Origin of the sequence: Methylibium rhizosphaerae (assembly GCF_006386545.1) — a bacterium.
GTDB classification, from domain to species: domain Bacteria; phylum Pseudomonadota; class Gammaproteobacteria; order Burkholderiales; family Burkholderiaceae_C; genus Pseudorivibacter; species Pseudorivibacter rhizosphaerae.
On sequence record NZ_SWAR01000017.1, the window covers coordinates 32,731 to 59,069 of the forward strand.

Genomic DNA, 26,339 nt, shown 5'->3' on the forward strand with positions numbered 1-26,339 from the left:
GGAGATGGTCCCTGCAACCGGTCCTGGCCCTCCCCTGCGCTCCTGACGGCGTGCCGGCAAGCACGCCACCCTCGCACAGGTTCGGACCGGGGCTTCAGAGGTCTTCGGAACCCAGCAGCATCTCCGTAATGCCCTTGCCCGCCTGGACCATGGGCCAGACGTTCTCGGTGGGATCGGTGCGCACGTCGAGGAAGACGGTGCGGTCCTTGAGCTTCATGGCCTCGCGCAACGCAGGCTCCACGTCGCCCGGCTTCTCGACCAGCAGGCCGACGTGGCCGTAGGCCTCCGCGAGCTTCACGAAGTCGGGCAGCGCATCCATGTAGCTGTGCGAGTAGCGGCCGCCGTAGTCCAGCTGCTGCCATTGGCGCACCATGCCCAGGTAGCGGTTGTTCAGGGAGACGATCTTGACCGGCGTCTTGTACTGCAGGCAGGTCGAGAGCTCCTGGATGCACATCTGGATCGAACCCTCGCCGGTGATGCAGAACACGTCGGCATCGGGCTTCGCCAGCTTGATGCCCATGGCGTACGGCAGGCCCACGCCCATGGTGCCCAGTCCGCCGGAGTTGATCCAGCGGCGCGGCTCGTCGAAGCGGTAGAACTGCGCGGCCCACATCTGGTGCTGGCCGACGTCGGATGTGATGTAGGTCTCGCGGTCCTTGGTCATCTCCCACAGGGTCTCGACCACGTACTGCGGCTTGATGACCTCGTTGGAGCGCTTGTACTTCAGGCAGTCGCGCTTGCGCCACTCGTTGATCTGGGCCCACCACGCCGAGAGCGCGGCCCCATCGGGCTTGGCCTGCGCTTCCTTCAGCTGGGCGATCAGCTCCTGCAGCACGTCCTTCACGTCGCCGACGATCGGGATGTCGACCTTCACCCGCTTGGAGATCGACGACGGGTCGATGTCCACATGGATGATCTTGCGTTCGACCGACGAGAAATGCTTCGGGTTGCCGATGACGCGGTCGTCGAAACGGGCGCCCACGGCCAGCAGCACGTCGCAGTTCTGCATGGTCATGTTGGCTTCATACGTGCCATGCATACCCAGCATGCCGAGGAAGCGCGGGTCGGTGGCGGGGAACGCGCCCAGGCCCATCAGGGTGTTGGTGCACGGGTAACCCAGCAGGTTGACCAGCTCACGCAGTTCGGCCGATGCATTGCCCAGGATCACGCCGCCGCCGGTGTAGATGTAAGGCCGCCTGGCCTGCAGCAGCAACTGCACGGCCTTGCGGATCTGCCCGCTGTGCCCCTTGCGTGCCGGGGTGTACGAGCGCATCTCGATGTGCGACGGATACTGGAACGGCGCGGTCTTCAGCGACACGTCCTTGGGAACGTCGACCACCACCGGGCCCGGCCGGCCGGTACGCGCGATATGGAAGGCCTTCTTGACCGTGACGGCGAGGTCGCGCACGTCCTTGACCAGGAAGTTGTGCTTCACGATCGGGCGCGTGATGCCCACGGTGTCGCACTCCTGGAAGGCGTCCAGGCCGATGGCGGGCGTCGGCACCTGGCCGGTGATGATCACCATCGGGATCGAGTCCATGTAGGCGGTGGCAATGCCGGTCACGGCGTTGGTCACGCCGGGCCCGGAGGTCACCAGCGCCACGCCCACGTCGCCTGTTGCGCGGGCATAGCCGTCCGCTGCGTGGATCGCGGCCTGCTCATGGCGCACCAGGACGTGCTCGATCGTCTCCTGCTTGTACAGGGCGTCGTAGATGTAGAGGACGGCACCGCCCGGATAGCCCCAGATGTGCTTGACACCTTCGGCCTGCAGGCAGCGAACGAGGATTTCGGAGCCGTTGAGCTCCTGATTGGGGGAAGGTTGCGGTTGTGCCGAAGCGGCACGCTTGACTTCCGCGGCAGACATATCCATTTAGAACCTCTTGGAATTTCTCTAACGAAAAACCTTTGGTGCCCCTCTTCGCACCCTCGTGAGGTGGATGTGGGACCTGCGCGGTCAAAAAAACGGCACCCAGGTCGGGCAGCCGCTTGAGACCCAAAGAGCGTTGTGCGAAGCAGCATTATGGCATCACTTCGAAGCAACGGGCGCCCCGACACGCTTCGGTACTGCCTGGTTTCGGTGCAATGACATAATCCCGGCCGCCTCGGCGCCCTACGTCCGGCGCCGACGAACCGCACACGCCCCCCTTGGCTACCGACAAAGAACTCACGGACTTCCTCAAGAGCGTCGAAAAGCGAGCCTTCAAGCGCACGGTCTACGCCATGCGCGACGAAGAAGGCGCGCTCGACATCGTGCAGGACTCCATGATCCGCCTGGCCGAGAAGTACGCGGATCGCCCGGCCGCCGAGTTGCCGCTGCTGTTCCAGCGCATCCTGTCGAACGCCACCATGGACTGGTTCCGCCGCCAGAAGGTGCGCGGTGCCGTCATGCAGTCCTTCTCGGATTTCGAGGGTCCCGACCATGACGGCGATTTCGATCTGCTGGAAACTTTGGAGGCCCTGGACGGCTCTACCGCCACCGAAAGCTCGGCGGACTCGGTGTCGCGGGCCCAGATTCTGCAAGTGATCGAAGGAGAGGTCGGCAAGCTGCCGGCGCGTCAACGCGAGGCCTTCCTGATGCGTTACTGGGAAGAGCTCGACGTCGCCGAGACGGCCGCTGCCATGGGTTGCTCGGAAGGCAGCGTCAAGACCCACTGCTCCCGCGCGGTGCACAGCTTGGCCAAGGCCCTGAGAGCGAAGGGAATCACGCTGTGAAGAACTCGAACGCCACTTACTCGCTGCCCCCCCGCCTCGACCCTGAGGCGCTGGAAGCCCGCTTTGCCTTGCGCCTCACCGCTCGCCTGAGCGAGGGCAGCGAAGCCGTGTCGCACGACGTGAGCGAGCGCCTGCGGGTGGCGCGCGACCAGGCGCTCGAACGTGCCCGCGCAGCCCGGCGCCTGACTGCCACGTCTGCCGAAGCTGCGGTGGTGGCCTCCGGGTCCGGCACCGCATCGCTTGGCGGCGGTCCGGCCAGCTGGTGGATGCGCCTGGCGTCACTCATCCCGTTTGCGGCGCTGATTGCCGGGTTGCTGCTCATCCAGCAGATCCAGCAGCAGGAAGAAATCGATACGGCCGCAGAGATCGACGCCGACCTGCTGTCCGACGACCTCCCGCCCGACGCCTACAGCGACCCTGGGTTCAGGGAGTTCCTCACCATGCCCGGGCCCTCCGCAGGCCGGGAATAGGCCACGATGAAAACACGTCCGCGCCTGCACGAGCTGCGCCGGCTGTTGCCGGCGTTGGCTTTCATGCTGGCCGCCGCGATGGCCAGCAGCACGGTCATCGCGGCCGGCCCGGCCGCTGCCGGGCCCGGGTGGAACCAGCTCACGCCCGCACAACGTGAAGTCCTGAAACCGCTGCAGCGCGACTGGGACGGCATCGACGCCCCCCGCAAGCAGAAGTGGCTGGAGCTCACAGCCCGCTACCCGAAGCTGTCGCCCCCCGAACAGCAGCGCATGCAGGAACGCATGGCCGACTGGGCCCGGCTCACGCCTGCCCAGCGCGGCGAGGTGCGCCAGAGCTTCCAGGAGGCCAAGCAGCAGGCCGGCCGCGAAGAAAGGCGTGCCCGCTGGGAGGCCTACCAGGCACTCCCGGAAGAAGAGCGCAAGGCCCTGGCTTCGCGGGCGGCCGAACGCCGTGCCCCGCAGGACTCTCGCTTGAACAACCGTGCGGCACGCACCACCGAGCAGGCCAAGTCCAACATCGTGCCCAACCCGCTGCACACGGCCCCGCCGCCCAAGCCGGTGGCGCCCACGGTGGTGCAAGCCCGGCCGGGCGCGACCACGACGCTCATGTCCAAGCGACCCAGCCCGCCGGCGCACCAGCAGACCGGCCTGCCGAAGATCGCGGCGACGCCCGAGTTCGTCGACCGCAACACCCTCCTGCCCCAGCGCGGCCCGCAAGGCGCTGCCGTCGAGCCCGTTCGGCCTCGTCGCAACAGCGATGGCGGCAACAACGGCAACAGCAACAAGAAAAACTGATGACCGCCGCATCGGCAGTTTCCGGGGCGGCGGTCGCCGACCTGCGCGCTCCCAGCCTGCGCCGTCGCCTGGCGAGCTTCCTCTACGAAGGCGTGCTGCTGTTCGGGGTGGTGTTCGTGGCCGGCATCGCCTACTCCGTGGTGAGCCAGCAGCGCCATGCGCTGCAGGGCCGCCAGGGCATGATCCTCGCGATGTTCCTGGTACTTGGCGTGTACTTCGTCTGGTACTGGTCACGCACCGGCCAGACTCTTGCCATGCAGACCTGGCATGTGCGTCTCGTCGGGCGGGACGGCCAGCCAGTGTCGCGGCTGCGGGCCCTCGCCCGCTACCTCGCCAGCTGGGTGTGGTTCCTGCCGTCGCTCGCGATCGCCTACACGGCCGGCTGGCATCACAGCGCATGGGCGGTGTTCGGCTGCGTGCTGGCCGGCGTGCTGCTGTATGCGCTGCTGTCGTTCCTGCATCCGCAGCGGCAGTTCCTCCATGACGCGCTGTGCGGCACCCGACTCATTCACTGGCGCCCGGCACCACCCGCACGCCCGGCCGCCTGACTCCCGTCACGCAGGCACGGCACAATCGCCGGCCATGAGCAATCCGTACAAAGGCCGCACGGGCCTGGAGCGCATCGTTCGCGCGACCGGCTACTCCCTCGACGGCCTGAAGACCGCCTACCACGGCGAAAGTGCGTTCCGCCAGGAGTTCTGGCTCGCGGCCCTGATGATTCCGGCCGCCTTCTGGGTGGGGCGCAGCTGGCTGGAAGTGGCCGTGCTGGTCGGCTCCGTCCTGCTGGTGCTGATCGTCGAGCTGCTCAACTCCGGCATCGAAGCCGCAATCGACCGGGTGAGCTACGAGCTGCACGACCTCTCCAAGCGAGCCAAGGACCTGGCCAGCGCCGCCGTGTTCCTGTCACTCGTGCTGTGTGCAGGCATCTGGATCGCGGCATTGATGCATCGGCTGGGCTGAAACAGGATCCGTCATGAAGACGCTAACGGTCTGTGTCTATTGCGGTTCGCGATTCGGCAACCGTCCCGAGTATGAAGCGGCTGCCCTCGAGCTGGGCGGGCTGATCGGCCGCAACGGCTGGCAGCTGGTCTATGGCGGCGGCAACGTCGGCTTGATGGGCGTGGTGGCCGATGCAGCGATCGAAAGCGGCGCACGCGTCGTCGGCATCATTCCCGAGAGCCTGATGAAGCGCGAAGTGGGGCACCGCGGCCTGGCCGAGCTGCACGTGGTGCAGACCATGCACGAGCGCAAGCAGATGATGGCCGAGCGGGCCGACGTGTTCGTCGCGCTGCCCGGGGGCATCGGCACCTTCGAAGAGCTGTTCGAGGTCTGGACGTGGCACCAGCTCGGCTACCACGACAAACCCATCGGCCTGCTCAACGTGGCCGGCTACTACGACACCTTCCTGGACTTCATGTCGCAGACCACCGAAGCCGGCTTCCTCTCCGAAACGCAGCTGAAGACCCTGCAGGTGGACACCGACGCGGTGCGCCTCCTGCAGCGCCTGTCCCTGCTGGCGCCTCGCACCTCCGGCCCCGACGACTACACGCGCATCTGACGCGCGCAGCGAACAATGCCGCCAAAGACAAGGCCCGCCGATGGCGGGCCTTGTCTTTGGAGCAGCCTGGGGTGAACGGATCAGACCGCAGCTTCGTCGGTTTCGCCGGTGCGGATGCGCACCACCTGCTCGACCGGCGTGACGAAGATCTTGCCGTCGCCGATCTTGCCAGTCTTGGCTGCCTTCACGATCGCTTCGATGCAGCGGTCGACATCACCGTCCTTCACCACCACCTCGACCTTCACCTTGGGCAGGAAGTCCACCACGTATTCGGCGCCGCGGTACAGCTCGGTGTGCCCCTTCTGGCGGCCGAAACCCTTGACTTCGGTCACGGTGAGCCCGGTCACGCCGACATCGGCCAGCGCCTCACGGACCTCTTCGAGCTTGAACGGTTTGACGATGGCGGTGATCTGCTTCATGGCGAACTCCGGGAGGTGATGGGGGCTGGGCGAATTTAAGCATGGAACATGGGCAGGGGCTATGCAACTTTGATGCACGCCTCATGCATCCCATCGTGGTGCCGGGCGCACCGTTGCAGGCCTCGGCACCAGCATTCACGCACGGAACTTGGACGTGATCGGATAGCGCCAGTCGCGGCCGAACGCACGGTGCGTGATGCGAATGCCCACCGGCGCCTGGCGGCGCTTGTATTCGTTGATCTTGATGAGCCGGGTGACCCGCTCCACGTCGGCCGCGCCGTAGCCGGCGGCGACGATCTCGTCGATCGACTGGTCGTCTTCCATGTAGCGCGCCAGGATGGCATCCAGCACGTCATACGGCGGCAGGCTGTCCTGGTCGGTCTGGTTGGGTCGCAGTTCGGCCGACGGTGCGCGGGTGATGATCCGCTCGGGAATCGGCGGCTCCTGCCCCTGGCGCGTCGCCTCCTCGTTGCGCCAGCGCGCCAGGCGATACACCAGCGTCTTGGCCACGTCCTTGATGACCGCGAAGCCGCCGGCCATGTCGCCGTAGAGGGTGCAGTAGCCGGTGGCCATTTCGCTCTTGTTGCCGGTGGTGAGCACGATGCGGCCGCTCTTGTTGCTCAGCGCCATCAGCAGCGTGCCGCGGATGCGGGCCTGGATGTTCTCTTCCGTGGCGTCTTCGGGGAGGCCGGCGAACTCGTTTGCCAGGCTCGCCTTGAAGGCGTCGAACATCGGCACGATGGAAATCTCGTCGTACTGCACCTTCACGCGCCGGGCCATGTCTCGCGAGTCGATCCAGGAAATGTCGGCGGTATAGGGCGACGGCATCATCACCGCGCGCACCTTGTCGGCGCCCAGCGCATCGACGGCGATCGACAGCACGAGTGCCGAATCGATGCCGCCGGACAGGCCGATGATCGCGCCGGGGAAGCCGTTCTTGCCGAGGTAGTCGCGCACGCCGGTCACCAGGGCGCCCCAGGCCTGCGCCTCGAGGCCAGGCAGCTCCACCACCGGGCCGCGCACCTGCCCGTCCGCGCTCACGTCCACCAGCAGCTCGGCCGCTTCGAAGCTTGGCGCCCGTCCGCACAGCGCGCCGTGCGCATCGACCGCGAACGATGCGCCGTCGAAGACCACTTCGTCCTGCCCGCCCACCAGGTGGGCGTACAGCAGCGGCAGCCCAAGCGAGCGGGCGCGGGCCGACATGCGCTCCTCTCGCTCGTTGCCCTTGCCCAGGTGGAAGGGCGACGCATTCAGCACCAGCAGCGCCTGCGCGCCTGCGGCCTTGGCAGCTGCAGGCGGTTCGTCGAACCAGGCGTCTTCGCAGATCAGCAGGCCCAGGCGCAGGCCGTCCACCTCGAACACCAGCGGCGCTTCGCCGGCGTCGCGGCCGGAGACGAAATAGCGGCGCTCGTCGAACACCTGGTAGTTGGGCAGCTCGCGCTTCGCGTAGGTGCCGATCACCTTGCCGCCGGAAAGCACCGAGGCCGCATTCACCCGCTGCTGCACGGCCCAGGAGCGCGTGCGAACATCGCCGCTCGATCCGTCGAGGGCGCGCGGATGCCCCACCACCAGGTGCAGGCCCGGCAGGTCGGCCAGCTGGCGGGCGCAATCGGCCAGGGCCTCATCGCAGGCACGCAGGAAGGACGGGCGCAGCAGCAGGTCCTCGGGCGGGTAGCCGCACAGCGCCAGTTCGGGCGCCAGCACCACCCGCGCGCCGCGGCCGTGGGCCCGGCGTGCCGCATCGACGACACGCGCCACGTTGCCGGCGAGGTCGCCCACGGTGGCGTTGAACTGGACCAGAGCAATCTTGAGCGAGGGCGTTTGGGAAGACATGAGCACAACGGGCAGCAACAGCGGCAGGGACATCGAGGGACGCGACGATGGTACCGCCGAGTCCGCGGTACGCGTGCTCGTGATCGACGATCCGGCAAACGTCGACCGCGAGGCCTGGAACGCGCTGGTCGATGCAAGCCCGCAAGCCTCGCCCTTCATGCGCCATGAGTACCTGCTGGCCATGCACCGGTCCGCAAGCGCCATACCCGACACCGGCTGGGCACCGCAATTCCTGTGTGTGCAGCAAGGCGCCACGCTGCTGGCCGCCTGCCCGCTCTACCTGAAGAGCCATTCGTACGGCGAGTACGTATTCGACTGGGCCTGGGCTGACGCGTGGGAACGTGCCGGCGGGCGCTACTACCCGAAGCTGCTCTGCGCCGTGCCGTTCACGCCCGTGCCAGGGCCGAGGCTGCTGGCCCGCGATGACGCCGCACGCGTGCTGATGCTGCAGGCCATGGAGCAATACGCCGCCCAGGGCGGCCTGTCATCGGCCCATGTGCTGTTCATCGATGAAGCCGACCGCGCCGCCTTGCGCAGGCAAGGCTGGATGGAGCGCAGCACCGTGCAGTTCCACTGGGTCAATCGCGAACCGCTGCCCTATGCCGATTTCGCAGAGTTCGCCGCCGGCCTGCAGCGCGACAAGCGGCGCAAGATGCTGCAGGAGCGGCGCTACGTGCGCGAAGCGGGCGTGACCTTCGAAACGCGACACGGCAAGCAGATCGGCGAGGCCGACTGGGACTTCGTCCACCGGTGCTACTGCCATACCTACCGTGCACACCACTCCACGCCCTACCTCACGCGGGAGTTCTTCGCGCAGATGGCTGCCACCATGCCCGAGCACTGGCTGCTCTTCATCGCGCGACGCGAGGGCCGGGCCATAGGCTGCTCCCTGGTGGCGCTCGACCCCGCACGCGGCAACGCCTTCGGGCGGTACTGGGGCGCCATCGAGCCGGTGAACTGCCTCCACTTCGAGGCCTGCTACTACCAGCCGCTGGAGTGGTGTATCGCCAACGGCTACCTGCGTTTCGAAGGCGGCGCCCAGGGCGAGCACAAGATGGCGCGCGGTCTGATGCCGGTGCGCACCTGGTCGGCGCACTGGCTCGCCGACACGCGTTTCGCCGGCGCCGTGCGGCGCTACCTGGAGCGCGAAGAGGCCGGCATCGCGACCTACGTGAACGAGCTGGCCGAGCGCAACCCGTTCAAGGTCTGAGGCACGCGGATGCCGCCTCCGGCTCAGCGGTCGCGTCGCAGCACCAGTTGCGGCGTCCCGGCGGTGCCCAGGAGGAAGAGCGTGTAAACGCCCTCAGCCACCAGCGCCTGATCGGCCAGACTCGCCAACGTGGCCCCGGTACCGCCGGTCACGGCCAGGTCGCGCTCACCCACATTGACCTGCACATAGGCCGACACCGCACCGTAGGCGGCCGTCGCGCCGGTCGAGGCCAGGTCGACCAGCAGCGTGGCGGTGGTCACACCCACCCCGAAATTGCCCAGCCGCAGCTTCACCTGTGTCGCGACGGCGGAGCTGCGGTTGTCATCGGCCACGAAGGTCAACTGCGGCGAACCCGCATCGCCATAGACCACGCAAGTGGTGTCGGTCGCCGCAGCCACGGTGCGCTGCTCGGTGAGCGCCCCGCCATTGACGACGAAGCCGAGCGCACGATCGCCGGTGGCCACGTTCACCACCTCGCTGGTTCCGCCGCCGGCCAGCGCGGGCCGCACGGTGGTGTCGATCCGTGGGGCTGCCATGGCGGTGCTGGCCATCGCATTGACGAAGACGGTACGGCCGAAGGGATTCGCCAGCTTGGTGGAGCTGCCCTCGTGCACCAGCATCACCGCCTGCAGCAGCCGCGCGCTGCGCGTGGGCAGGACCACCACGGTCACCACGCCCGCGCTCGGCAGCTCGACCGACGCCACGTCCAGGCGCACGTCGTTGCGGTCACCGTTGCGGGCAACGCGCAGCCGGCGCGATCCGCTGGAGACCTGCACATAGCTGCTGAACTGCAGCTCTGCCGTGGCTGAAACGGCCGGCGGAACGACCGAGATGTCGGCATTCGGGCTGGTCAGGAAGAGGTCGAGGCTGCCGTTGTCACTGCCGTTGAACAGCCGCACCTTGCATTCGCCGCCACCCGGCTTGCCCTCGGTTTCGTCTTCGAACACGGCCAGTTGCAGGCTGCTGGCGCTGCCGTGCAGCACGGCAGTGACGTGGCTCTTGCGGCCGGGATCGATACCCCGCTCCAGCAGCGTCACACCCTCGGCCTTGATTCTCAGCGTCTGCGACTTGTCCTCGATGCCGATGAAACCCGTCGCGTCGCCAGGCTGCAGCGTCGCCAGTGTGGCGCCATCGAGCTGGGCCGTGAGGTCGCCGGCGTCGAGGGTCGCGTTGACGAAGCGGATGCTGGCCGGCTCGTCGCGGCTGCCGCCGCAGCCGGCCATGCCCAGAGGTGTCAGCGCCACGGCGCCCATGGCGCCCAGCAGCTTGCGTCGGGTGGTGGAGGTACGCGTGTCTTGTTCGAAGTGCTGAGGCAGGTCGGCCATCGTATGAGTCCCTCGGGCGCGGAAAGGCCCGGAAGGATCGACGATACCCCAGGGAGGCTGCAACCCCTCCGACGGGGGTTGCCGTGCCGCAGGCCGGCCTTACCGGGCCAGCGACAGCAACACGCGGCGCAGGGCCTGCACGGCCTCTGTGATCTGCGCCGGCTCGATGACCAACGGCGGCGCGAGGCGCACCACCGTCCCGTGGGTGTCCTTGGTGAGCACGCCTTCGCGCATCAGGCCTTCGCATACGACGCGAGCGCTGGCAAACGCCGGGTCGATCTCCACGCCGACGAGCAGGCCCTTGCCGCGCACGTCGCGGATGGCCGGATGGCCGAGCGCACGCAGTTCGGCCATCAAGGTTTCGCCGCCGGCCGCCGCGCGCTGTGAAAGCTTCTCTTCTTCGAGCAGCTGCAGCGCCGCCGCGCCCACCGCAGCCGACAGCGGGTTGCCGCCGAAGGTGGAACCGTGGTCGCCCGGCGTGAACACCGCCATCACGTCTTCGCGCGCCAGGAAGGCGCTCACCGGCAGCAGGCCGCCGCCGAGGGCCTTGCCGAGCGTGAGTCCGTCAGGCCGGATGCCTTCGTGGTCGCAGGCCAGCAGGGCACCGGTGCGGCCCAGGCCGGTCTGGATCTCGTCGCAGATGAGCAGCACGTTGTGCCGGGTGCACAGCTCGCGCGCCTTCCTCAGGAAGCCCGCGGGCGGCACGACGATGCCGGCTTCGCCCTGGATCGGCTCGACCAGGAAGGCCACCGTGTCCGGCGTGATGGCGGCCTCGAGGGCGTCCGCATCGCCGAAGGGCACGGTCACGAAGCCGGGCGCGAACGGGCCGAAGCCGGCGCGGTACTGCGGCTCGGTGGAGAAGCCCACGATGGTGGTGGTGCGGCCGGCGAAGTTGTTGGCCGCCACGATGATCCGTGCGCGCCCCTCGGGCACGCCCTTCACCGTGTAGCCCCACTTGCGTGCGGCCTTCAACGCCGTCTCCACCGCCTCGGCGCCGGAGTTCATCGGCAGCGCGCGGTCCATGCCGGTGGCGCTGCACAGGCGCTGCACGAAGGCACCGAGCTTGTCGGTGTGGAAGGCGCGCGAGGTCACGGCCAGTTGCCGTGCCTGCGCGACCAGCGCCTCGACCAGCTGAGGGTGGCTGTGGCCGAAGCTGACGGCCGAGTAGGCCGACATCATGTCGAGGTAGCGGCGCCCCTGGTCATCCCACAGGTGCACACCCTGCCCGCGCGTCAGCACGACCGGCAGCGGGTGGTAGTTGTGCGCGCCATAGCGCTCTTCCAGCGCGATGGGGCTGGCCTCGAGGGGAAAGCCGGGATGCGCGGTCATGGGGTCTCCGATCGGTGTTGTGTCTGGCGAATTGAAGCGATCACTGTAGCCATGGTGCGGCGCAAGGTGCTTTCCACTTGTTGTGGTTGAGTCCAGAATGGCGCAATGATCTTGCATAGAGAGGTATTGGCATGGATCAATCTCCGCCTGCTACCCCTGCTCAAGGCACGGTCGACACGCTCGACCGGCGCCTGCTCGCCCACCTGCAGCGCGCCGGCCGCGCCTCGAACGTGGAACTGTCGGCGGCAGTGCACCTGTCCGCCCCGCAGTGCTTTCGCCGGGTCAAGGCGCTCGAGGAACGCGGGGTGATCCGCGGCTACGCGGCCCAGGTGGACCGGGAGGCGCTGGGCTATTCGGTGATGGCCTTCGTGAGCGTGGACATCACCGCCGAGCAGTTCGCCCGGGTTCGCGAGTTCGAGCACACGATCCGGCAGTTTCCGGAAATCCTCGAGTGCCACACGGTGTCGGGCGACTCCGACTACCTGCTCAAGGTGGTGGCCCGCGACCTGAAGGCCCTGTCGCAGTTCCTCACCGACCGGCTCATGCAGATCAGCGGCGTGGCCAACGTGCGCTCGATGATCTGCCTCGAGGAGATCAAGCCGCCCGCGCCGCTGCCCACCGAAGCCGGCTGAGCTTCGCGGCGCGCCGCTGTCGTTTGGCGCCCGCGGCCTGCGGCTCGTCGCAAGGGCCTCGCTGCGCGGGCCGGGCGACCCGAGCATGGCACCCGTTCACCACCGGAGAGCGCCATGCCAAGTCCGCTTGTCAGCATCCACCTCACCTTTGCGCTTTGCGCCCTGTTGCTGGGCCCGTTCGCCTTGTGGGCACGCAAGGGTTCGCGCGGGCATCGCGCCGCCGGTTATGCCTGGGTGACCCTGATGCTGGGCGCCGCCGTGTCGAGCCTCTTCCTGCGCAGCCACGACATGCCCAACATCGCCGGCTACACGCCCATCCACCTCGTCACGCTCATCACCTTCGGTGGCGTGGGCGGCGGGCTCTGGTTCATCGTCGCGCGGGGCGATGCGGCGATGCACCGGCGCTTCATGCAAGGCACCTACATCGGCGGCTGCATCGTCGCCGGCCTGTTCGCGCTGGCACCCAGGCGATACCTCGGCAACCTGCTGTGGAACGAGTGGCTCGGCGGGGCTGCCGGGCTCGCCTCGCCGGCATCGATCCTCGCGCACACGCCAGGGTGGGTGTATGGCCTGCTGGCGGCGCTGCTGGCCTTGGGCGTGTCGCAGTGTTTTGCCCGCGAAGCGTCGCTGCAGCGAGTGCTGACCCTGCCGCTCGGCATGACCGCGCTGGCGGTCTCCGGATTGGTGTCGGCCTTCGGCTCCGCCCCGGCCAGCCTCTCCCTGTGGGTCATGGCCGCGGTGCTGGCGGCCGGCGCAGTGTCGGCGACGCCGTTGCCCGAGGGCACCCGGTACGACGCCGCAGAACGCCGCTTCACCCTGCCTGGCAGCCTGGTACCCCTGCTGCTCATCGCCGGCGTCTTTTCCGTCAAGTACGCGGTGGGCGTGACCCTTGCGCTGCAACCCGGGCTCGCGCACCAGCCCGGCTTTGCCGCTGCGGTGAGCGCGCTGTACGGCCTGTTCAGCGGCCTCTTCATCGGACGCGCCGCGCGCCTGTGGAAGCTGGCCCGCGCCACGGCACCGAGGCAGCAGCCACAATCGGCCGCACCATGCTGAGCTCACCCACGGCCCAGGTAGCCGCCGCCGACTTGACGCTGCGTGGCTACGCCCGGCGCGGCCTGCAGACCTTGCTGATCTGCATGGTGGTCGCTGCGGTGCTCACTGCCATGGACCACGGCAGGGTGCTCGAGAACGTCGTCTATTCCGGCAGCATCGGCATGAGCTGCTGGCTGCTGATCGACGTGTGCCGCGCCGTGATCGCCCAGCTGGCGCGCAAGCGCTACCCGCAGACTCTGCTGGCCACCTATGGATGGCCGGGCTGGGTTCGCATGTCGCTCATCATCGTCGTCGGCGTTTCGCTGGGATTCGTGCTCGGCATGGGTCTGGCCGACTGGCTGCTCGGCAACCCCACGCCCACATTGCGCCTGTCGCGCTGGAGGGGCTACCTCTTCGGCCTCACCATCACGGTGGTCACCACGACGGTCAGCACCTATTTCTTCAAGACCCGCGAGACGCTGGCCGGGGCACGCGCCGAGGCCGAAGCGGCGCGCCGGGTGGCGGCGGAGCACCAGCTCAAGCTGCTCGAGTCACAGCTCGAGCCGCACATGCTGTTCAACACCCTGGCCAACCTGCGAGCACTGATTGCGGTGGACCCGCCCCGGGCGCAGGCCATGCTCGACCGGCTCATTGCATTCCTGCGGGCCACGCTGAACGCCAGCCGCGTCGGCATGCACCCTCTCGCTGCCGAGTTCGAGCGGCTGTCCGACTACCTCGCACTCATGCAGGTGCGCATGGGCGAGCGCCTGCAGGTCGAACTCGAGCTGCCCGAGGCCCTGGCCAGTCGCCCGGTGCCTGCGCTGGTGCTGCAACCGCTGGTCGAGAACGCCATCAAGCATGGGCTCGAGCCTCATCGCGGCGGCGGCCGCGTCAGCGTGCGGGCTTCGATGCAAGCCGACGGCAGGCTGAGGCTGGCCGTGCACAACACCGGCGCCGCACTCCCGGAAGCACCGTTGCCCATCGGCCAGGACGGCGCGGGCTTCGGCACCACGCAAGTTCACGAGCGCCTGGCCACGCTGTACGGCGACGCCGCGAGCTTCACGCTGGCGCCGGCACCCGAGGGAGGGACGCTGGCCGTCCTGCTGCTGCCCGAACGAACCGCACCGAAAGCCGCCACCGCATGAGCCAGATCGCTTCGCCCACCGCACTGATCGCCGAAGACGAAACCCTGCTGGCGCAGGCCTTGCGCACCGAACTCGCGGCCCGGTGGCCGCAGCTGCAGATCGTGGCGATGGCCGAAGACGGCGAAGCCGCCGTCGACCATGCGTTGAAGCAGCAGCCCGACGTCCTGTTCCTCGACATCCGCATGCCGGGCATGAGCGGGCTCGAGGCGGCACAGGCGGTGGTCGAGGACTGGCCCGACGGCGTGCCGCTGCCGCTGATCGTGTTCGTGACCGCCTATGACCAGTACGCCTTGCAGGCCTTCGAGCGTGCGGCGGTCGACTACGTGCTCAAGCCGGTGCAGGGCGAGCGGCTCGCGTTGACCTGCTCCAGGCTGCAGACTCTCTTGCGCCAGCGCGCGGCCGGCGGCGACGCTCCGGCCCTCGGCGCTGCGGTCGACCAGCTGCGGGCCCTGCTGGGTGCCGGCGGTCTTGCCGGTCCCCGTTCTGCCACCGCGCCGCTTTCGGTCATCCAGGCGGGCGTCGGCAACACGCTGCACATGGTGCCGGTGGACGAGGTGCTGTACTTCGAGGCCGCCGACAAGTACGTGCGGGTCATCACGGCCACGCACGAGCACCTCATCCGCGTCCCTTTGCGCGAACTGCTGCCGCAGTTGCCGCCGGGGCGCTTCTGGCAGATCCACCGAGGCACCGTCGTGCGCAGCGACGCGATCGACACGGTGACGCGCGACGAAGCGGGCAAGCTGCATCTCACCCTGCGCAGCCGGCCGGAGAGGCTGGTCGTGAGCCGCATGTACGCCCACCTGTTCCGCGCCATGTAGTGCGCTGTAGTGACGGCGCCACAGAGTTAATCTTTCATCAAGCTTTTGTACACCTGACGTAGACCGCGGTGATCGGTGCTCCGGGCTGAGGCCACGCCGAGCCCGCGCCTGCCCTCCTCCATTCCTCCTCTGAAAAGCGGCATCACCTGGAAGGGTCGGACAGCGCTGCACGGGTTCAATACTCCAGCGCGCCGGCCCTGAATACCAGTATTAACACTCGCTTTATTTCGTTAAACAACGCTTAAAGAATTCGCGCCGGGGGATGGTGCTGCCCCGGCACCATGCCTCCTGCGTATCGCGATCAAACGTCTAGGAGACAACCATGACACAGAGAAATGCTCGCACCCTGCCGAAAGCGCTGAAGCTGGCTGGCCTCGCCCTCGCCGCATCCGCCGTCTGCGCCCCCGCCTTTGCCGTCGATTGGGGCGGCTACTTCCGCACCGGCCCGGGCGGCAGCAAGAAGGACGCGCAGCGCGCCTGCTACGGCCTGCCCGGCGAAGGCATGAAGTACCGCCTGGGCAACGAGTGCGACTTCTACGGCGAGTTCCTGCTCAGCCAGGGCTTCGAGAAGGACGGCGTCAACTACAAGGCGCACCTGATGACCAACCTGTACGAGGGCAACACCGACGGTGACACCTCCAAGGTGGGCATCAACCAGATGTACGTCGAAGGCAAGGGCTTCGACATTGCCCCGGGCGCCAACTTCTGGATCGGCAAGCGTTTCTACGGCCGTGCGGACGTGCACATCGTGGACACCTTCTTCACCAACATGAGCGGCACCGGTGCCGGCATGAACGAAGTGGACGTCGGCGTGGGCAAGTTCGCCCTGGCCTACTTCCATACCGACGCCGCCAACGAACGACAGGTCTCCGGCAACCGCATCAACGCCGAGCTGTACGACATCGCGGTCAACCCCGGCGGCAAGCTGCGCCTGATCGGCACCTACACCGACGGCAACTTCAGCGACGACCCCCGCACCGCAGTGGTGGACGAGGGCAAGGACGGCTTCGGCTTCACCGTGCAGCACAACCAGGAGATTTCAGCGCTGGGCGGCAGCAACACGCTGTGGGTGCAGCTGGCACAGGGCTCGGCCGGCCTCAACGGCAACTTCGCCAACCTGAGCGCCCCGTCGGGCAACAAGAGCTGGCGCGTGGTCGACGGGCTCACCTGGCAGCTGGGCGCCTTCGGCGGCCAGGCCATGGTGATGCTCCAGCAGGACAAGGTCGATGGTGGCGGCGACACCGACTCCATCTCGGTGGGCGGTCGCGCCTCGTATGCCTTCACCAAGCACTTCAAGCTGGTGGCCGAGGCCGGCTACTCGCAGCGCAAGCCCGATGGCGGGGCCACCCAGAAGCTGACCAAGTTCACCCTGGCGCCCACGCTGTCCACCGGCCCGGGCTTCTGGAACCGCCCCGAGCTGCGCCTGTACGTCACCACCGCCAAGTGGAATGACGCCGCCGCACCGTTCATGGGCCTGCCGGCCCCTGCCTTCAACGGCAAGACCAAGGGCACCAGCTACGGTGCCCAGGTCGAGATCTGGTTCTGATCTCGGCCTGATGCCGGGGAGCCCGCCCAGGGCTCCCCGCCCAAGGAGCAACTCACTCCAAGAGAGCAACCCTTATCGACAGGGGTTCGGGCCGGGGCCATCGCCCCAGGCCCGTTTTTTCTTGGGGCTGCCTGACAGCGCATGGCCGAGCGGGAGATGGAGCGCCTGCGCCAGTACCGCTGAACCGCGACGCGCAACGCAAAACGCCTGCAGGCGATGACCTGCAGGCGTCTTTCTTTCGAGACCTCGGAAGACCGACGACCGATCAATCGTCCCAGTCGCCACCGCGATGGTGCCGCCTGTCATGCCTGTGCCAACGGTCGTGGCGCCAGTGGCGGCGATGACGCGGATGGTCGTCGTAGTAGTAGGCAGGCGGCCCGTAGTAGTACACGGGGCGCGGCTGCACATACACGGGGCGTGGGACATACACCACCGGGGGTGGTGCGTAGACCACCGGAGGCGGCGCCACGTACACCGGTTGCGGATAGGCCACCACGCGCGGCGCGTTCGAGAACGACGCGCCGACGCCCACGGGGTAGCCGGGCGCCTGGACGTCCACCGACCAGTACACGTCGCGGCCGGCATGGGCAGCACCGGCCGCCAGCGCGCCCAGCGCCGCCAGCGAGCCGAGCACGAAGGTCTTGAGGAATCGGATCATGTTGGCTCCTTTCGAGGCGCGCGAGACGGTCGAGAGGGTAGAGAGGGTCGAGCGCACCTGCGGTTGTCCCTCTTGAACGGGCGTCCCAGCCATCGGTTCACAAGCGAATGGTGAAAAGACGTAAACGAGAGGGGCCGTCGATAGAATCGTCCGATCGTTTCCACCCTCATTCCCAGGCGCATCTCGATGACGGCCAGCCCCTCCAAAGACGCTCCCAAAGAAGAACACAAGCCGAGCAACTTCCTGCGCGCGGTGATCGAGCGCGACCTCGAAACGGGTGCCTACCGCGGCATGCACTTCGCCGGCTCGCCGGGCGACGGCAGCCACCATGCGGCGGGGCCGCTGGACCCGGCCCGCATCCGAACGCGCTTCCCGCCCGAGCCCAACGGCTACCTGCATGTCGGCCATGCCAAGAGCATCTGGCTCAACTTCAGCCTGGCGCAGGACTACGGCGGGGTGTGCCACATGCGCTTCGACGACACCAACCCCGAGAAGGAAGAGCAGGAGTACGTCGATTCCATCCTCGATGCGGTGAAGTGGCTGGGCTACGGCTGGGAGGCGAACAACACATCGCACCTCTACTACGCCAGCCGCTACTTCGACTTCATGTACCGCGCGGCCGAGTACCTCATCGAGACCGGCCATGCCTACGTGGACGAGCAGAGCGCCGAGGAGATGCGGGTCAACCGCGGCGACTTCGGCACGCCCGGCGTCGACAGCCCCTACCGCAACCGCAGCGTCGAGGACAACCTCGCGCGCTTTCGCGAGATGCGCGCGGGCAAGTTCGGCGACGGTGCGATGGTGCTGCGCGCCAGGATCGACATGGCCTCGCCCAACATCAACCTGCGCGACCCGGCCATCTACCGCATCCGGCATGCCGAGCACCACAACACCGGCAACACCTGGTGCATCTACCCGATGTACACCTTCGCCCACCCCATCGAGGACGCGCTGGAGAACATCACCCACAGCATCTGCACGCTCGAATTCGAAGACCAGCGACCGTTCTACGACTGGCTGCTCGAGCGCATCGTGCCGATCCTGCGCACGCCGCAGTTCGACCATGTCCGGCAACTGATCGACAGGATCGAAGCGTCGGGCCTCGAAGCCGGCAAGGAGTTCGCCCTCGCCTGCCACAACCAAGGCGCCAAGCTCTTCGCCAGCCGCGCCGAAGGCGAGATGCGGGCCCTCTTCGTGCGCTGGGAGCATGACCGCGACGCGGTGCTGCGCGACCTGCCGGCCTTCTTCGCGCTGCTCAAGCGAGAGACGGCGCAGTTCACGCCGCTGCTCGCCCATGCGCTCGAATCGCAGGAGCCCAATGTCTTCCGCCTGCCGCACCAGTACGAGTTCGCGCGCCTCAACCTCACCTATGTGGTGACCAGCAAGCGCAAGCTGCGGGCGCTGGTGGACCAGGGCATCGTCGACGGCTGGGACGACCCGCGCATGCCCACCGTCGTCGGCATGCGCCGGCGCGGCTACACACCCGAGGGCATCCGGCTCTTCGCCGAACGCACCGGCGTCAGCAAGGCCGGCGGCTGGATCGACTACAGCAACCTCGAAGGCGCGCTGCGCGAAGACCTCGAAGGCAAGGCGGCGCGCGCCATGGCGGTGATCGACCCGCTCAAGCTCAAGCTCACCAACTGGTTCGACGTGTTCGGCGCCCAGGACCACAAAGAGCCCTGCCATGCGCCGGCCCACCCGCAGCGGCCCGAGCTCGGCACGCGCCACTTCAGCCTGGGGCCGGAGGTGTGGATCGAGCGCGACGACTTCGCCGAAGTGCCGCCGAAGGGCTTCTTCCGCCTCTTCCCCGGCAACAAGGTGCGGCTCAAATACGGCTACGTGATCGAGTGCACCGGCTTCGAGAAGAGCGACACCGGCGAAGTGACCGCCGTGCTCGCCACCGTCGTGCCCGACACCAAGAGCGGCACGCCGGGCGCCGACGCGGTGAAGGTGAAGGGCGTGATCACCTGGGTGGGGGTGCACGACGCCATCGAGGCCGAGATGCGGCTGTACGACCGCCTGTTCACCGATGCCAACCCCGATGCCGGCGGCCAGGACTTCATGGCGGTGCTCAACCCGGACAGCAAGAAGGTGGTCACCGGCTACCTGGAGCCGTCGCTCGCGAACGCGAAGCCGGACGACAAGTTCCAGTTCGAGCGGCACGGCTACTTCGTGGCCGACCGCAAGGACCACTCGGCCGGCAAGGCGGTGATCAACAAGATCGTCGGGCTGAAGGACAGCTGGGGCAAGTAGCGCAAGGCCGGTGCGAGGGCGCACCGGCCGCGTCGAAGCAACTTGCCGCGGTGTGCTCCAGCATCGCCGGCACGACCACCTCCCATACTGCCGGCGGCGGCATTTCGTGCCCCACGCCGGGCAGCGGCAAGAGCCGCGCTCCATGGATCTCGCGAGCCAGCGCTTGGGCATGCCCATAGGGGAACAACGGGTCCTCCGTGCCATGCAGCACCAGTGTCGGCATGCGCAACTCCTGCAGCCGAGGCCGCACCGGCTCGCCTTCGCCGCCGAGGATCCAGTGGTTGGTCATGCTGGCTTCGATGTTGCGCGTGCGGTCGACCACCCGGCCCACCAGCTCCCGCATGCGCGCTTCGTCCACGCCTCGTCCGCCGGCAAACGGCCCAAGGCTCGCCACGATATGGGCCACGGCGGCTTCGCGATCGCGCCAGTCGGGCTTGGGCGCCGCCTCGCCGAACGAAGCCTCCAGCGCGGGCGACATCGGCGGCAGGTCGGACTCTCCAGGCCCGCCAGGGCTGGTGGAGAGCAGCGTCAACGAAGCCACACGCTCCGGGTGGTCCAGCGCGATGCGCATGGCAATGCCGCCCCCCATCGAGATCCCTGCCACATGCGCACGCGGCACCTCCAGGGCATCGAGAAGGGCCACCGCATCGGCCACGAGATCGGCCAGCGTGTAGGTGGGCGCACCGGGCGCATCGTGCGTCGAGCGCCCGGTGTCGCGATGGTCGTAGCGGATCACCCGGCGACCCCCGGCGGCAAGCCGATCGCAGAATCCGTCTTCCCACCAGTCCATCGACGAGGCGGCACCGCCGATCAGCAGCAGCGCCGGGTCGGCGGGGCTGCCGAAGACCTGCGCGCACAGCTGGATGCCGTTGACGCGGAAGATCCGCTCCGGCTGCACCGCCAAGCCGGTCTTCACTGCTGCGCTCCGCCCTCGAACATCTTTTTCACACGCTCCTGGATCTGCGCGGGCGTGAGGTCTTCCTTGTGCGTCGAGATGAACCAGTTGTGGCCGAACGGGTCGGTGATGCAGCCGGAACGATCGCCCCAGAACTGGTCGCCCACCGGCATGAGCACCTTGGCGCCTGAGGCCACTGCGGCGTTGAACACCTTGTCGGCATCGGGCACGTAGAGGATGGCCGTGGTGGCGGAGCCGCCGATGGTCAGCGGGCTCAGCGAGCCGTGCTCGGGCCGTTCCTCGGTCAGCATGAACAGCGCCGGCCCGACCTTGAGCTCGGAGTGCATCACGAGGCCGTCGGGCGCGTCCATGCGCGTCACCAGCTCGGCGCCGAAGATGCGCTGGTAGTAGGCGATCGCGTCATTGGCGCCCTTCACCACGATGTAGGGCGTGGCGCCGGTGGAGGGCGGCACCGGGTTCACCGGGGCGCTGCCGCTCTTGCGGGCGTCGTCGAGTTTCTTCGCTTCGGCCAGCAGGCGCTCTTCCTGCGCACGCAGCTCGGGCGTGAACTCGGCGCCGAAGTCGTCGGCCTCGAAGATCTGGCGGATCTCGAGCACGGACTCCTCACCGGTCGGGTTCGGGCACTTCCTGGCCCATTCCACCGCCTCGTTCAGGTCCTTGCATTGCCAGATCCAGTAGCCGGCGACCAGCTCCTTCGTTTCGGCGAACGGGCCGTCCACCACCTTGCGGTCCTTGCCGGAGAACACGACCCGTGCGCCCTTGCGGCTCGGCTGCAGGCCTTCACCGGCCAGCATGACGCCCGCCTTGACCAGCTGTTCGTTGTAGTCGCCCATCTCCTTGAGCAGCTGCTCGGTGGGCATCACGCCCGCTTCGGTGTTCTTGTCTGCCTTGACGATGACCATGAATCGCATGACGTCTCTCCTGTCGGGTGAATTGATGAGTGCGGTGGTGTTGTGTCTTCAGAGCTCCGCAAACCGGCCGCTCTGATCACACGACGGCTCAGGCCGGCGCGGATCGACAACACTGCGCGCCTTTTGTGTAACAGCGTGCGATGGCAGGGACTGTCTGCGGGTTTTCCACGAAGGCGGCACCACGCTGTCGAAGCGGCGTCGCGCCGTTCGTCATCACCACATCATCCCAACCGTGTACACGATCGCCATGAACAGCTCAACACTCCAGCAAAGCGCCCCATCGCGCCCCAAGGCGGGCCGCCGCGAATGGATCGGCATGGCGGTCATCGCATTGCCCTGCCTCGTCTATGCGATGGACCTCACCGTGCTCAACCTCGCGCTGCCGGCCATCAGCGCGGAGCTCAAGCCGAGCAGTTCGCAGTTGCTGTGGATCGTCGACATCTACGGCTTCCTGGTGGCCGGCTTCCTCATCACGATGGGCACGCTGGGCGACCGCATCGGCCGGCGCAAGCTGCTGCTGATCGGCGCGGCTGCCTTCGCGGCGGCCTCGGCCATCGCCGCCCTGTCGCGCAGCGCCGAGATGCTGATCGCCATGCGCGCGCTGCTGGGCATCGCGGGCGCCACGCTGGCCCCGTCCACCATGTCCCTCATCCGCAACATGTTCCATGACGAACACGAGCGGCAATTCGCCATCGGCATCTGGATCGCCAGCTTCTCGCTCGGCGGCGCCATCGGTCCGCTGGTGGGCGGCGTGCTGCTGCAGTTCTTCCCATGGGGATCGGTGTTCCTCGTCGCGGTGCCGGTGATGGTGCTGCTCCTGCTGGTGGGGCCTGCGCTGCTGCCCGAGTACCGCGACCCGAACGCCGGGCGGATCGACCTGGTGAGCGTGGCGCAATCGCTCGTGGCCGTGCTGCTGGCGATCTACGGCCTCAAGCAGGTTGCCGAACACGGCTTCAACTGGGGCCGCGCCGCCATGGCGCTGGCCGGCCTGGCGGTGGGCGCTGCCTTCGTGCGGCGGCAGGGCCGGCTCGAATACCCGCTGCTGGATCTGAAGCTGTTCGGCCAGCCGGCCTTCTGCGCAGCCATCGCGGCCTATGCGCTGTCGTGCCTGGCGATGTTCGGCATCTACATCTTCATCACGCAGTACCTGCAACTGGTGCTCGGCCTGTCGCCTCTGCACGCCGGCTTCGCCACCCTGCCCTGGGCGATTTCCTTCGTGGTGGGCTCGCTGGTCGCGCCGCAACTGGCACGGCGCTGGTCGCGGCTGGCCATCGTGGTGTGGGGCCTGGTGGCGGCAGCCGCCGGCATGGGCCTGCTGGCGCTGGTGGGGAACGGCGGCTCCGGCCTTGCGCTGCTGGTGGCCGGCACGGTGATCATGAGCCTGGGCATGGCGCCGGTGTTCACCATCGGCAACGAGATGATCATCACCGCCGCGCCGCCCGAGCGGGCAGGCGCCGCCTCCGCCGTATCCGAGACCAGCTCCGAGTTCAGCGGTGCGCTGGGCATTGCCCTGTTCGGCAGTGCCGGCACGGCGCTGTACCGGGGCACGCTGGCCACCACCATGCCGGCAGGCGTGCCGCCCGGTGCGAGCGAGGCCGCCCTGGCCACGCTCGGCGGTGCGGTGTCGGCCTCGGAGTCGATGACCGGGCCGGTGGGCGATGCACTGCTCGGCGCTTCGCGCATGGCCTTCGTCGATGCGCTGCAGCTCACCGCCGTGATGGGCGCGCTGACCATGATCGCGGCCTGCGTGGTCTCCGGCCGCATCCTGCGCAAGGCCGCAGGCTGAGGCTCAGGCCGCGGCAGGCGGCAGCTCCAGCAGCTTGAAGGCCGGCACCCCCTCGAGGAAGCTGCGGGCGAGCAGCGGCCGCGCGACGTTGTAGACCGGCGTGCCGTTCACGGTGCGCCCCTCCGGCGTGCCGCGGTGCGCATGGCCGTGGAAGACGGCGTTGACCGGATAGCGCAGCAGCGGGTCTTCGAGCCGGCTCGACCCCAGGAACGGAAAGATCTCCGGCGGCTCACCCTGCACGGTTTCGGCAATCGGCGAGTAGTGCAGCAGGGCCAGGCGCTGCGGCGTGCGCAGCTTGGCCAGGGCCGACTCGAACTTCAGCGCTTCCTGGATCGCCTCGTTGACGAACTGCTTGATGGCCGCCTCGCCCCAGGCACCGAGCGAGCCGCGGCCGAAGCCGCCGCAGAAGCCTTTCGCGCCGGCAATGCCCACGCCCAGGACTTCGCAAGCTTCGCCGTCGAGGACCTGCACGCCGGCGTCGATGAGCACCTGGCGGACCGCATCGGGCTGCCCCGATTCGTAGTCGTGGTTGCCCAGCACTGCCACGATGGGCCGCTTGGAGGCTGCGCTCAGTTCGTCGGCCAGCACCTTGGCCTCATCGGGCAGCCCGTAGTCGGTGAGGTCGCCGCACAGCAGCAGCGCATCGGCCGCTTCGGCCGCCTGGCCGAACAGCTCGCGCAGGCTTCCAGCGGAGGCCTTGGTGCAATGCAGGTCGCCCACGGCGGCGAAACGGATCGGTCTGGAGGTCGCCTCGGCCATCGTCTTGTCGCTGTTGTGGATCGGGGATTCCGTTCATGCGGCAAACCAGGTGCCCGGACCGGCACGGCACGCACCTTGCCGAATCCCGGCATGCAGCAGCCCTCCGCCTCGACACCCACGTGGGAAAACATCGACCCGGCCGCCGCAGCGTTCTACCGGCAGGTGCTCGAGACGCTCAATGCCGAGAACCTGCCCTACCTGCTGGGCGGAGCGTTCTCGGTGGCCTGCTTCACCGGCATCGAACGCCCCACCAAGGACCTCGACCTGTTCATCTGCCGCAGCGATTACCCCCGCATCGAGGACGCGATGCGACGCGCCGGGTATCGCACCGAGGTCGCCTATGCGCACTGGCTCGGCAAGGTGTGGGCCGCCGATGGCGACGACAGCCACTTCGTGGACCTGATCTTCAGTTCGGGCAATGCGGTGGCCTCGGTGGACGAACGCTGGTTCACCCATGCGATCACGGCCGAAGTGCTGGGCGTGCCGGTGAAGGTGGCGCCGGCCGAAGAGACCATCTGGTCCAAGGCCTTCGTGATGGAACGCGAGCGCTACGACGGCGCGGAAGTGGCCCACCTGCTGCGCGACTGCGCGGCCGAACTCGACTGGCAGCGCCTGCTGCGGCGCTTCGGGCCGCACTGGCGGGTGCTCCTGAGCCACCTGGTGCTGTACGGCTTCATCTATCCGAGCGAACGTGCGCGCGTGCCCGAGTGGGTGATGGCCGACCTGATGGAGCGCCTGCGGCAGGAAACGCTGCGCGAGCCGCCGCCCACGCTGGTATGTGCCGGCACGCTGCTGTCGCGCGAGCAGTACCTGCCCGACGTGGAGCAGCAGGGCTACCGCGACGGCCGTATCGAGCCTTTCGGCACCATGACGCCGCAGCAGGTGACCGACTGGACCGGGGCCATCCCCGGCCGGGAAGGCAACGCGCAGCGACCCGAGGATCAGCCTGACAACGCGCGCCAGGGCGACTGAGCCCCCTGCCGCACGCGGCCGGCGATGGCCACCGAAGCGCGCGATGCCAGCATGCGGTCGAACACCGCCTGCACCTGCGGCGCGGTCACCGCGCCCAGGCGGGCGGCGACCTCGCCTCGCGGGCGCACGCGGCCGAACACGAAGAGGTCCTGGACGGCCTCCTCGATGCGCCGGAACGGCCGCTCCAGCGTCTCGAGCCGGCGCACGGCGATCTGGTTGCGCGCGCGCTCGAGGTGTTGCGCATCGATCGCCTGTGCCTGCTGCCGCAGCAGGCGCTGCACTTCGACGGCGAATTCGTCCACGTGTTCCGGCGCCATCGATGCCTCGATGACGAACTGCCCGGCCACGTCGGCCACGTCGGCTGAACAGGCGGCGTAGTAAACCAGCCCCCGGCGCTCGCGGATCTCGTCCATCAGCGGCGAACTCATGCCCTCGCCGAACAGCGCCGCGGCCACGATGCCGGCATGGTGGGCATCGTCTGCGAGGGGTGGCAGCGGAAAGCCCAGCACCACGTGGCTCTGGCTCACGCCTGCCATGCGGCGGGCCGCGAAGCCGCCCAGGAAGGCGGGCGCCGTCGTCTGGTGCGCGCTGCCTGCGGGCAGGCCGGCAAAGGCTTGCCGCGCCTGCTGCACCACTGCTTGCGGGTCGATGTTGCCCGCCACGCCGACCACCACATTGGCCGCGCTGTACTGCTGCTGCACGTAGGCGCGCAGCTCGTCGCTGGTGAACCGCTCTATGTTGCGGCGCGTGCCGATCACCGGCTGGGCGATGCCGTGCTTGCCGTAGCACAGCTGGTCGAAGAGCTTGTAGGCCGCGGCGAGCGCGTCGTCATCCTCTTCGGCGTATTCCTGCAGCAGCACCTGGCGCTCCCGCTCGAGCTCGGCCTCCGGGAAGGTGCTGTGCATCACGATGTCGGCCAGCATCGGCAGGAAGGCCTGCGCATGCCGGGCCAGGCCGCGCATGTGGAAGGCGGTGTGGTCCTTGTCGGTGTGCGCATTGACCTCGGCGCCCAGCACCTCGGCGTCGAGGTTGATCTGCTGGCAGCTGCGGGTGCGGGTGCCCTTGAAGGCCATGTGCTCGACCACATGGCTGATGCCGTTCTGCCGCGGGCTCTCGTTGCGGCTGCCGGTGCGCACGAAGACGCTGACGCTGGCGCTCTCGACGTGGGGCAGCGCGATGGCGAGCACCCGCACGCCGTTGTCGAGCGTGGCCACGAAGGTGTCGGAATCAGGAGCAGGTGATGGACTGGACATCGCGCGA

At 68.1% G+C, this 26,339-nt stretch carries 25 protein-coding genes and 1 pseudogene; 15 read left to right on the forward strand and 11 right to left on the reverse strand.

Going from position 1 to position 26,339, the window contains the following annotated elements; translation table 11 throughout:
* Positions 1-94 precede the first annotated feature (94 nt).
* Positions 95-1,870 (reverse strand): acetolactate synthase 3 catalytic subunit, encoded by a 1,776-nt coding sequence (locus E8D38_RS13705; RefSeq protein ID WP_140631330.1) that lies wholly within the window; start codon positions 1,868-1,870, stop codon positions 95-97.
* Positions 1,871-2,145: 275 nt separating this feature from the next.
* Here E8D38_RS13705 and E8D38_RS13710 point away from each other — a divergent pair, with 275 nt between their 5' ends.
* From E8D38_RS13710 to E8D38_RS13735, 6 genes are read left to right on the forward strand one after another with little or no spacing between them, the layout of a single operon-like run.
* Positions 2,146-2,712, forward strand: a complete 567-nt coding sequence (locus E8D38_RS13710) for an RNA polymerase sigma factor (protein ID WP_140631333.1) — start codon at positions 2,146-2,148, stop codon at positions 2,710-2,712.
* The gene (locus E8D38_RS13715) at positions 2,709-3,182 is read left to right on the forward strand and encodes a DUF3619 family protein (RefSeq protein WP_246099479.1); all 474 of its coding nucleotides are present in this window, start codon (positions 2,709-2,711) and stop codon (positions 3,180-3,182) included. Before E8D38_RS13710 ends, E8D38_RS13715 begins: the two co-directional genes overlap by 4 nt.
* A gap of 6 nt (positions 3,183-3,188) precedes the next feature.
* A complete protein-coding gene (locus tag E8D38_RS13720) occupies positions 3,189-3,977 on the forward strand; it encodes a DUF3106 domain-containing protein (protein ID WP_140631336.1) in 789 nt (262 codons plus the stop codon).
* On the forward strand, positions 3,977-4,525 hold the full coding sequence (locus E8D38_RS13725; RefSeq protein WP_140631340.1) for an RDD family protein: 549 nt from the start codon (positions 3,977-3,979) through the stop codon (positions 4,523-4,525). The genes E8D38_RS13720 and E8D38_RS13725 overlap by 1 nt, the downstream gene beginning before the upstream one ends.
* Positions 4,526-4,559: 34 nt before the next feature.
* On the forward strand, positions 4,560-4,937 hold the full coding sequence (locus E8D38_RS13730; RefSeq protein ID WP_140631343.1) for a diacylglycerol kinase: 378 nt from the start codon (positions 4,560-4,562) through the stop codon (positions 4,935-4,937).
* Between the two features lie 13 nt (positions 4,938-4,950).
* A complete protein-coding gene (locus E8D38_RS13735; RefSeq protein WP_140631346.1) occupies positions 4,951-5,535 on the forward strand; it encodes an LOG family protein in 585 nt (194 codons plus the stop codon).
* Between the two features lie 80 nt (positions 5,536-5,615).
* Here E8D38_RS13735 and E8D38_RS13740 read toward each other — a convergent pair whose 3' ends face one another.
* Both E8D38_RS13740 and E8D38_RS13745 read right to left on the reverse strand, forming a co-directional pair.
* Positions 5,616-5,954, reverse strand: a complete 339-nt coding sequence (locus E8D38_RS13740; protein WP_140631349.1) for a P-II family nitrogen regulator — start codon at positions 5,952-5,954, stop codon at positions 5,616-5,618.
* Between the two features lie 135 nt (positions 5,955-6,089).
* Complete coding sequence (locus E8D38_RS13745; protein WP_140631355.1) at positions 6,090-7,787, reverse strand: NAD+ synthase; 1,698 nt, start codon at positions 7,785-7,787, stop codon at positions 6,090-6,092.
* On the opposite strand from E8D38_RS13745, the gene E8D38_RS13750 reads away from it, so the two are divergent.
* Complete coding sequence (locus E8D38_RS13750; RefSeq protein WP_140631358.1) at positions 7,786-8,997, forward strand: GNAT family N-acetyltransferase; 1,212 nt, start codon at positions 7,786-7,788, stop codon at positions 8,995-8,997. The genes E8D38_RS13745 and E8D38_RS13750 overlap by 2 nt on opposite strands.
* A 23-nt stretch (positions 8,998-9,020) precedes the next feature.
* Here the strand turns inward: E8D38_RS13750 and E8D38_RS13755 are convergent, their stop codons facing one another.
* Complete coding sequence (locus E8D38_RS13755; protein WP_140631363.1) at positions 9,021-10,322, reverse strand: DUF4397 domain-containing protein; 1,302 nt, start codon at positions 10,320-10,322, stop codon at positions 9,021-9,023.
* A gap of 99 nt (positions 10,323-10,421) precedes the next feature.
* Positions 10,422-11,651 (reverse strand): ornithine--oxo-acid transaminase, encoded by a 1,230-nt coding sequence (rocD, locus tag E8D38_RS13760; protein ID WP_140631366.1) that lies wholly within the window; start codon positions 11,649-11,651, stop codon positions 10,422-10,424.
* A 131-nt stretch (positions 11,652-11,782) separates the two neighbouring features.
* Between rocD and E8D38_RS13765 the strand changes: the two genes are divergently transcribed.
* From E8D38_RS13765 to E8D38_RS13785, 5 genes are all read left to right on the forward strand, one after another.
* Positions 11,783-12,283, forward strand: a complete 501-nt coding sequence (locus E8D38_RS13765) for an Lrp/AsnC family transcriptional regulator (RefSeq protein ID WP_140631370.1) — start codon at positions 11,783-11,785, stop codon at positions 12,281-12,283.
* Between the two features lie 114 nt (positions 12,284-12,397).
* Positions 12,398-13,336, forward strand: a complete 939-nt coding sequence (locus E8D38_RS29420; RefSeq protein ID WP_342779542.1) for a DUF6622 family protein — start codon at positions 12,398-12,400, stop codon at positions 13,334-13,336.
* Positions 13,330-14,460, forward strand: coding sequence for a sensor histidine kinase (locus E8D38_RS13775; protein WP_140631375.1), 1,131 nt, complete (start codon positions 13,330-13,332; stop codon positions 14,458-14,460). The genes E8D38_RS29420 and E8D38_RS13775 overlap by 7 nt, the downstream gene beginning before the upstream one ends.
* Positions 14,457-15,278, forward strand: coding sequence for a LytR/AlgR family response regulator transcription factor (locus tag E8D38_RS13780; protein ID WP_140631378.1), 822 nt, complete (start codon positions 14,457-14,459; stop codon positions 15,276-15,278). Before E8D38_RS13775 ends, E8D38_RS13780 begins: the two co-directional genes overlap by 4 nt.
* 322 nt (positions 15,279-15,600) lie before the next feature.
* Complete coding sequence (locus tag E8D38_RS13785) at positions 15,601-16,824, forward strand: maltoporin (RefSeq protein WP_140631381.1); 1,224 nt, start codon at positions 15,601-15,603, stop codon at positions 16,822-16,824.
* Positions 16,825-17,089: 265 nt separating this feature from the next.
* Here the strand turns inward: E8D38_RS13785 and E8D38_RS13790 are convergent, their stop codons facing one another.
* Positions 17,090-17,482, reverse strand: coding sequence for a hypothetical protein (locus E8D38_RS13790; protein WP_140631385.1), 393 nt, complete (start codon positions 17,480-17,482; stop codon positions 17,090-17,092).
* Between the two features lie 186 nt (positions 17,483-17,668).
* Here E8D38_RS13790 and E8D38_RS13795 point away from each other — a divergent pair, with 186 nt between their 5' ends.
* Positions 17,669-19,735, forward strand: coding sequence for a glutamine--tRNA ligase (locus E8D38_RS13795; protein WP_140631390.1), 2,067 nt, complete (start codon positions 17,669-17,671; stop codon positions 19,733-19,735).
* Here the strand turns inward: E8D38_RS13795 and E8D38_RS13800 are convergent.
* The 3 genes and pseudogenes from E8D38_RS13800 to E8D38_RS28610 all read right to left on the reverse strand — a co-directional run.
* Complete coding sequence (locus E8D38_RS13800; RefSeq protein WP_219851741.1) at positions 19,695-20,651, reverse strand: alpha/beta fold hydrolase; 957 nt, start codon at positions 20,649-20,651, stop codon at positions 19,695-19,697. The genes E8D38_RS13795 and E8D38_RS13800 overlap by 41 nt on opposite strands.
* A complete protein-coding gene (locus E8D38_RS28605) occupies positions 20,648-21,112 on the reverse strand; it encodes a VOC family protein (RefSeq protein WP_219851749.1) in 465 nt (154 codons plus the stop codon). The genes E8D38_RS13800 and E8D38_RS28605 overlap by 4 nt, the downstream gene beginning before the upstream one ends.
* Positions 21,113-21,145: 33 nt before the next feature.
* Positions 21,146-21,562: pseudogene (locus tag E8D38_RS28610) on the reverse strand (YciI family protein); the annotation flags it as partial.
* 247 nt (positions 21,563-21,809) lie between these two features.
* Here E8D38_RS28610 and E8D38_RS13810 point away from each other — a divergent pair.
* The gene (locus tag E8D38_RS13810; protein ID WP_140631393.1) at positions 21,810-23,348 is read left to right on the forward strand and encodes an MFS transporter; all 1,539 of its coding nucleotides are present in this window, start codon (positions 21,810-21,812) and stop codon (positions 23,346-23,348) included.
* A gap of 3 nt (positions 23,349-23,351) precedes the next feature.
* Here E8D38_RS13810 and E8D38_RS13815 read toward each other — a convergent pair whose 3' ends face one another.
* Positions 23,352-24,107: a metallophosphoesterase family protein gene (locus E8D38_RS13815; protein ID WP_140631395.1), complete on the reverse strand. Its 756-nt coding sequence runs from the start codon at positions 24,105-24,107 to the stop codon at positions 23,352-23,354.
* Positions 24,108-24,197: 90 nt separating this feature from the next.
* On the opposite strand from E8D38_RS13815, the gene E8D38_RS13820 reads away from it, so the two are divergent.
* Entirely contained in the window at positions 24,198-25,079 is an 882-nt protein-coding gene (locus E8D38_RS13820) for a nucleotidyl transferase AbiEii/AbiGii toxin family protein (protein WP_140631398.1), read from the forward strand.
* Here the strand turns inward: E8D38_RS13820 and E8D38_RS13825 are convergent.
* On the reverse strand, positions 25,049-26,332 hold the full coding sequence (locus tag E8D38_RS13825; RefSeq protein WP_140631402.1) for a M16 family metallopeptidase: 1,284 nt from the start codon (positions 26,330-26,332) through the stop codon (positions 25,049-25,051). The two genes, E8D38_RS13820 and E8D38_RS13825, sit on opposite strands and share 31 nt — an antisense overlap.
* Positions 26,333-26,339 lie beyond the last annotated feature (7 nt).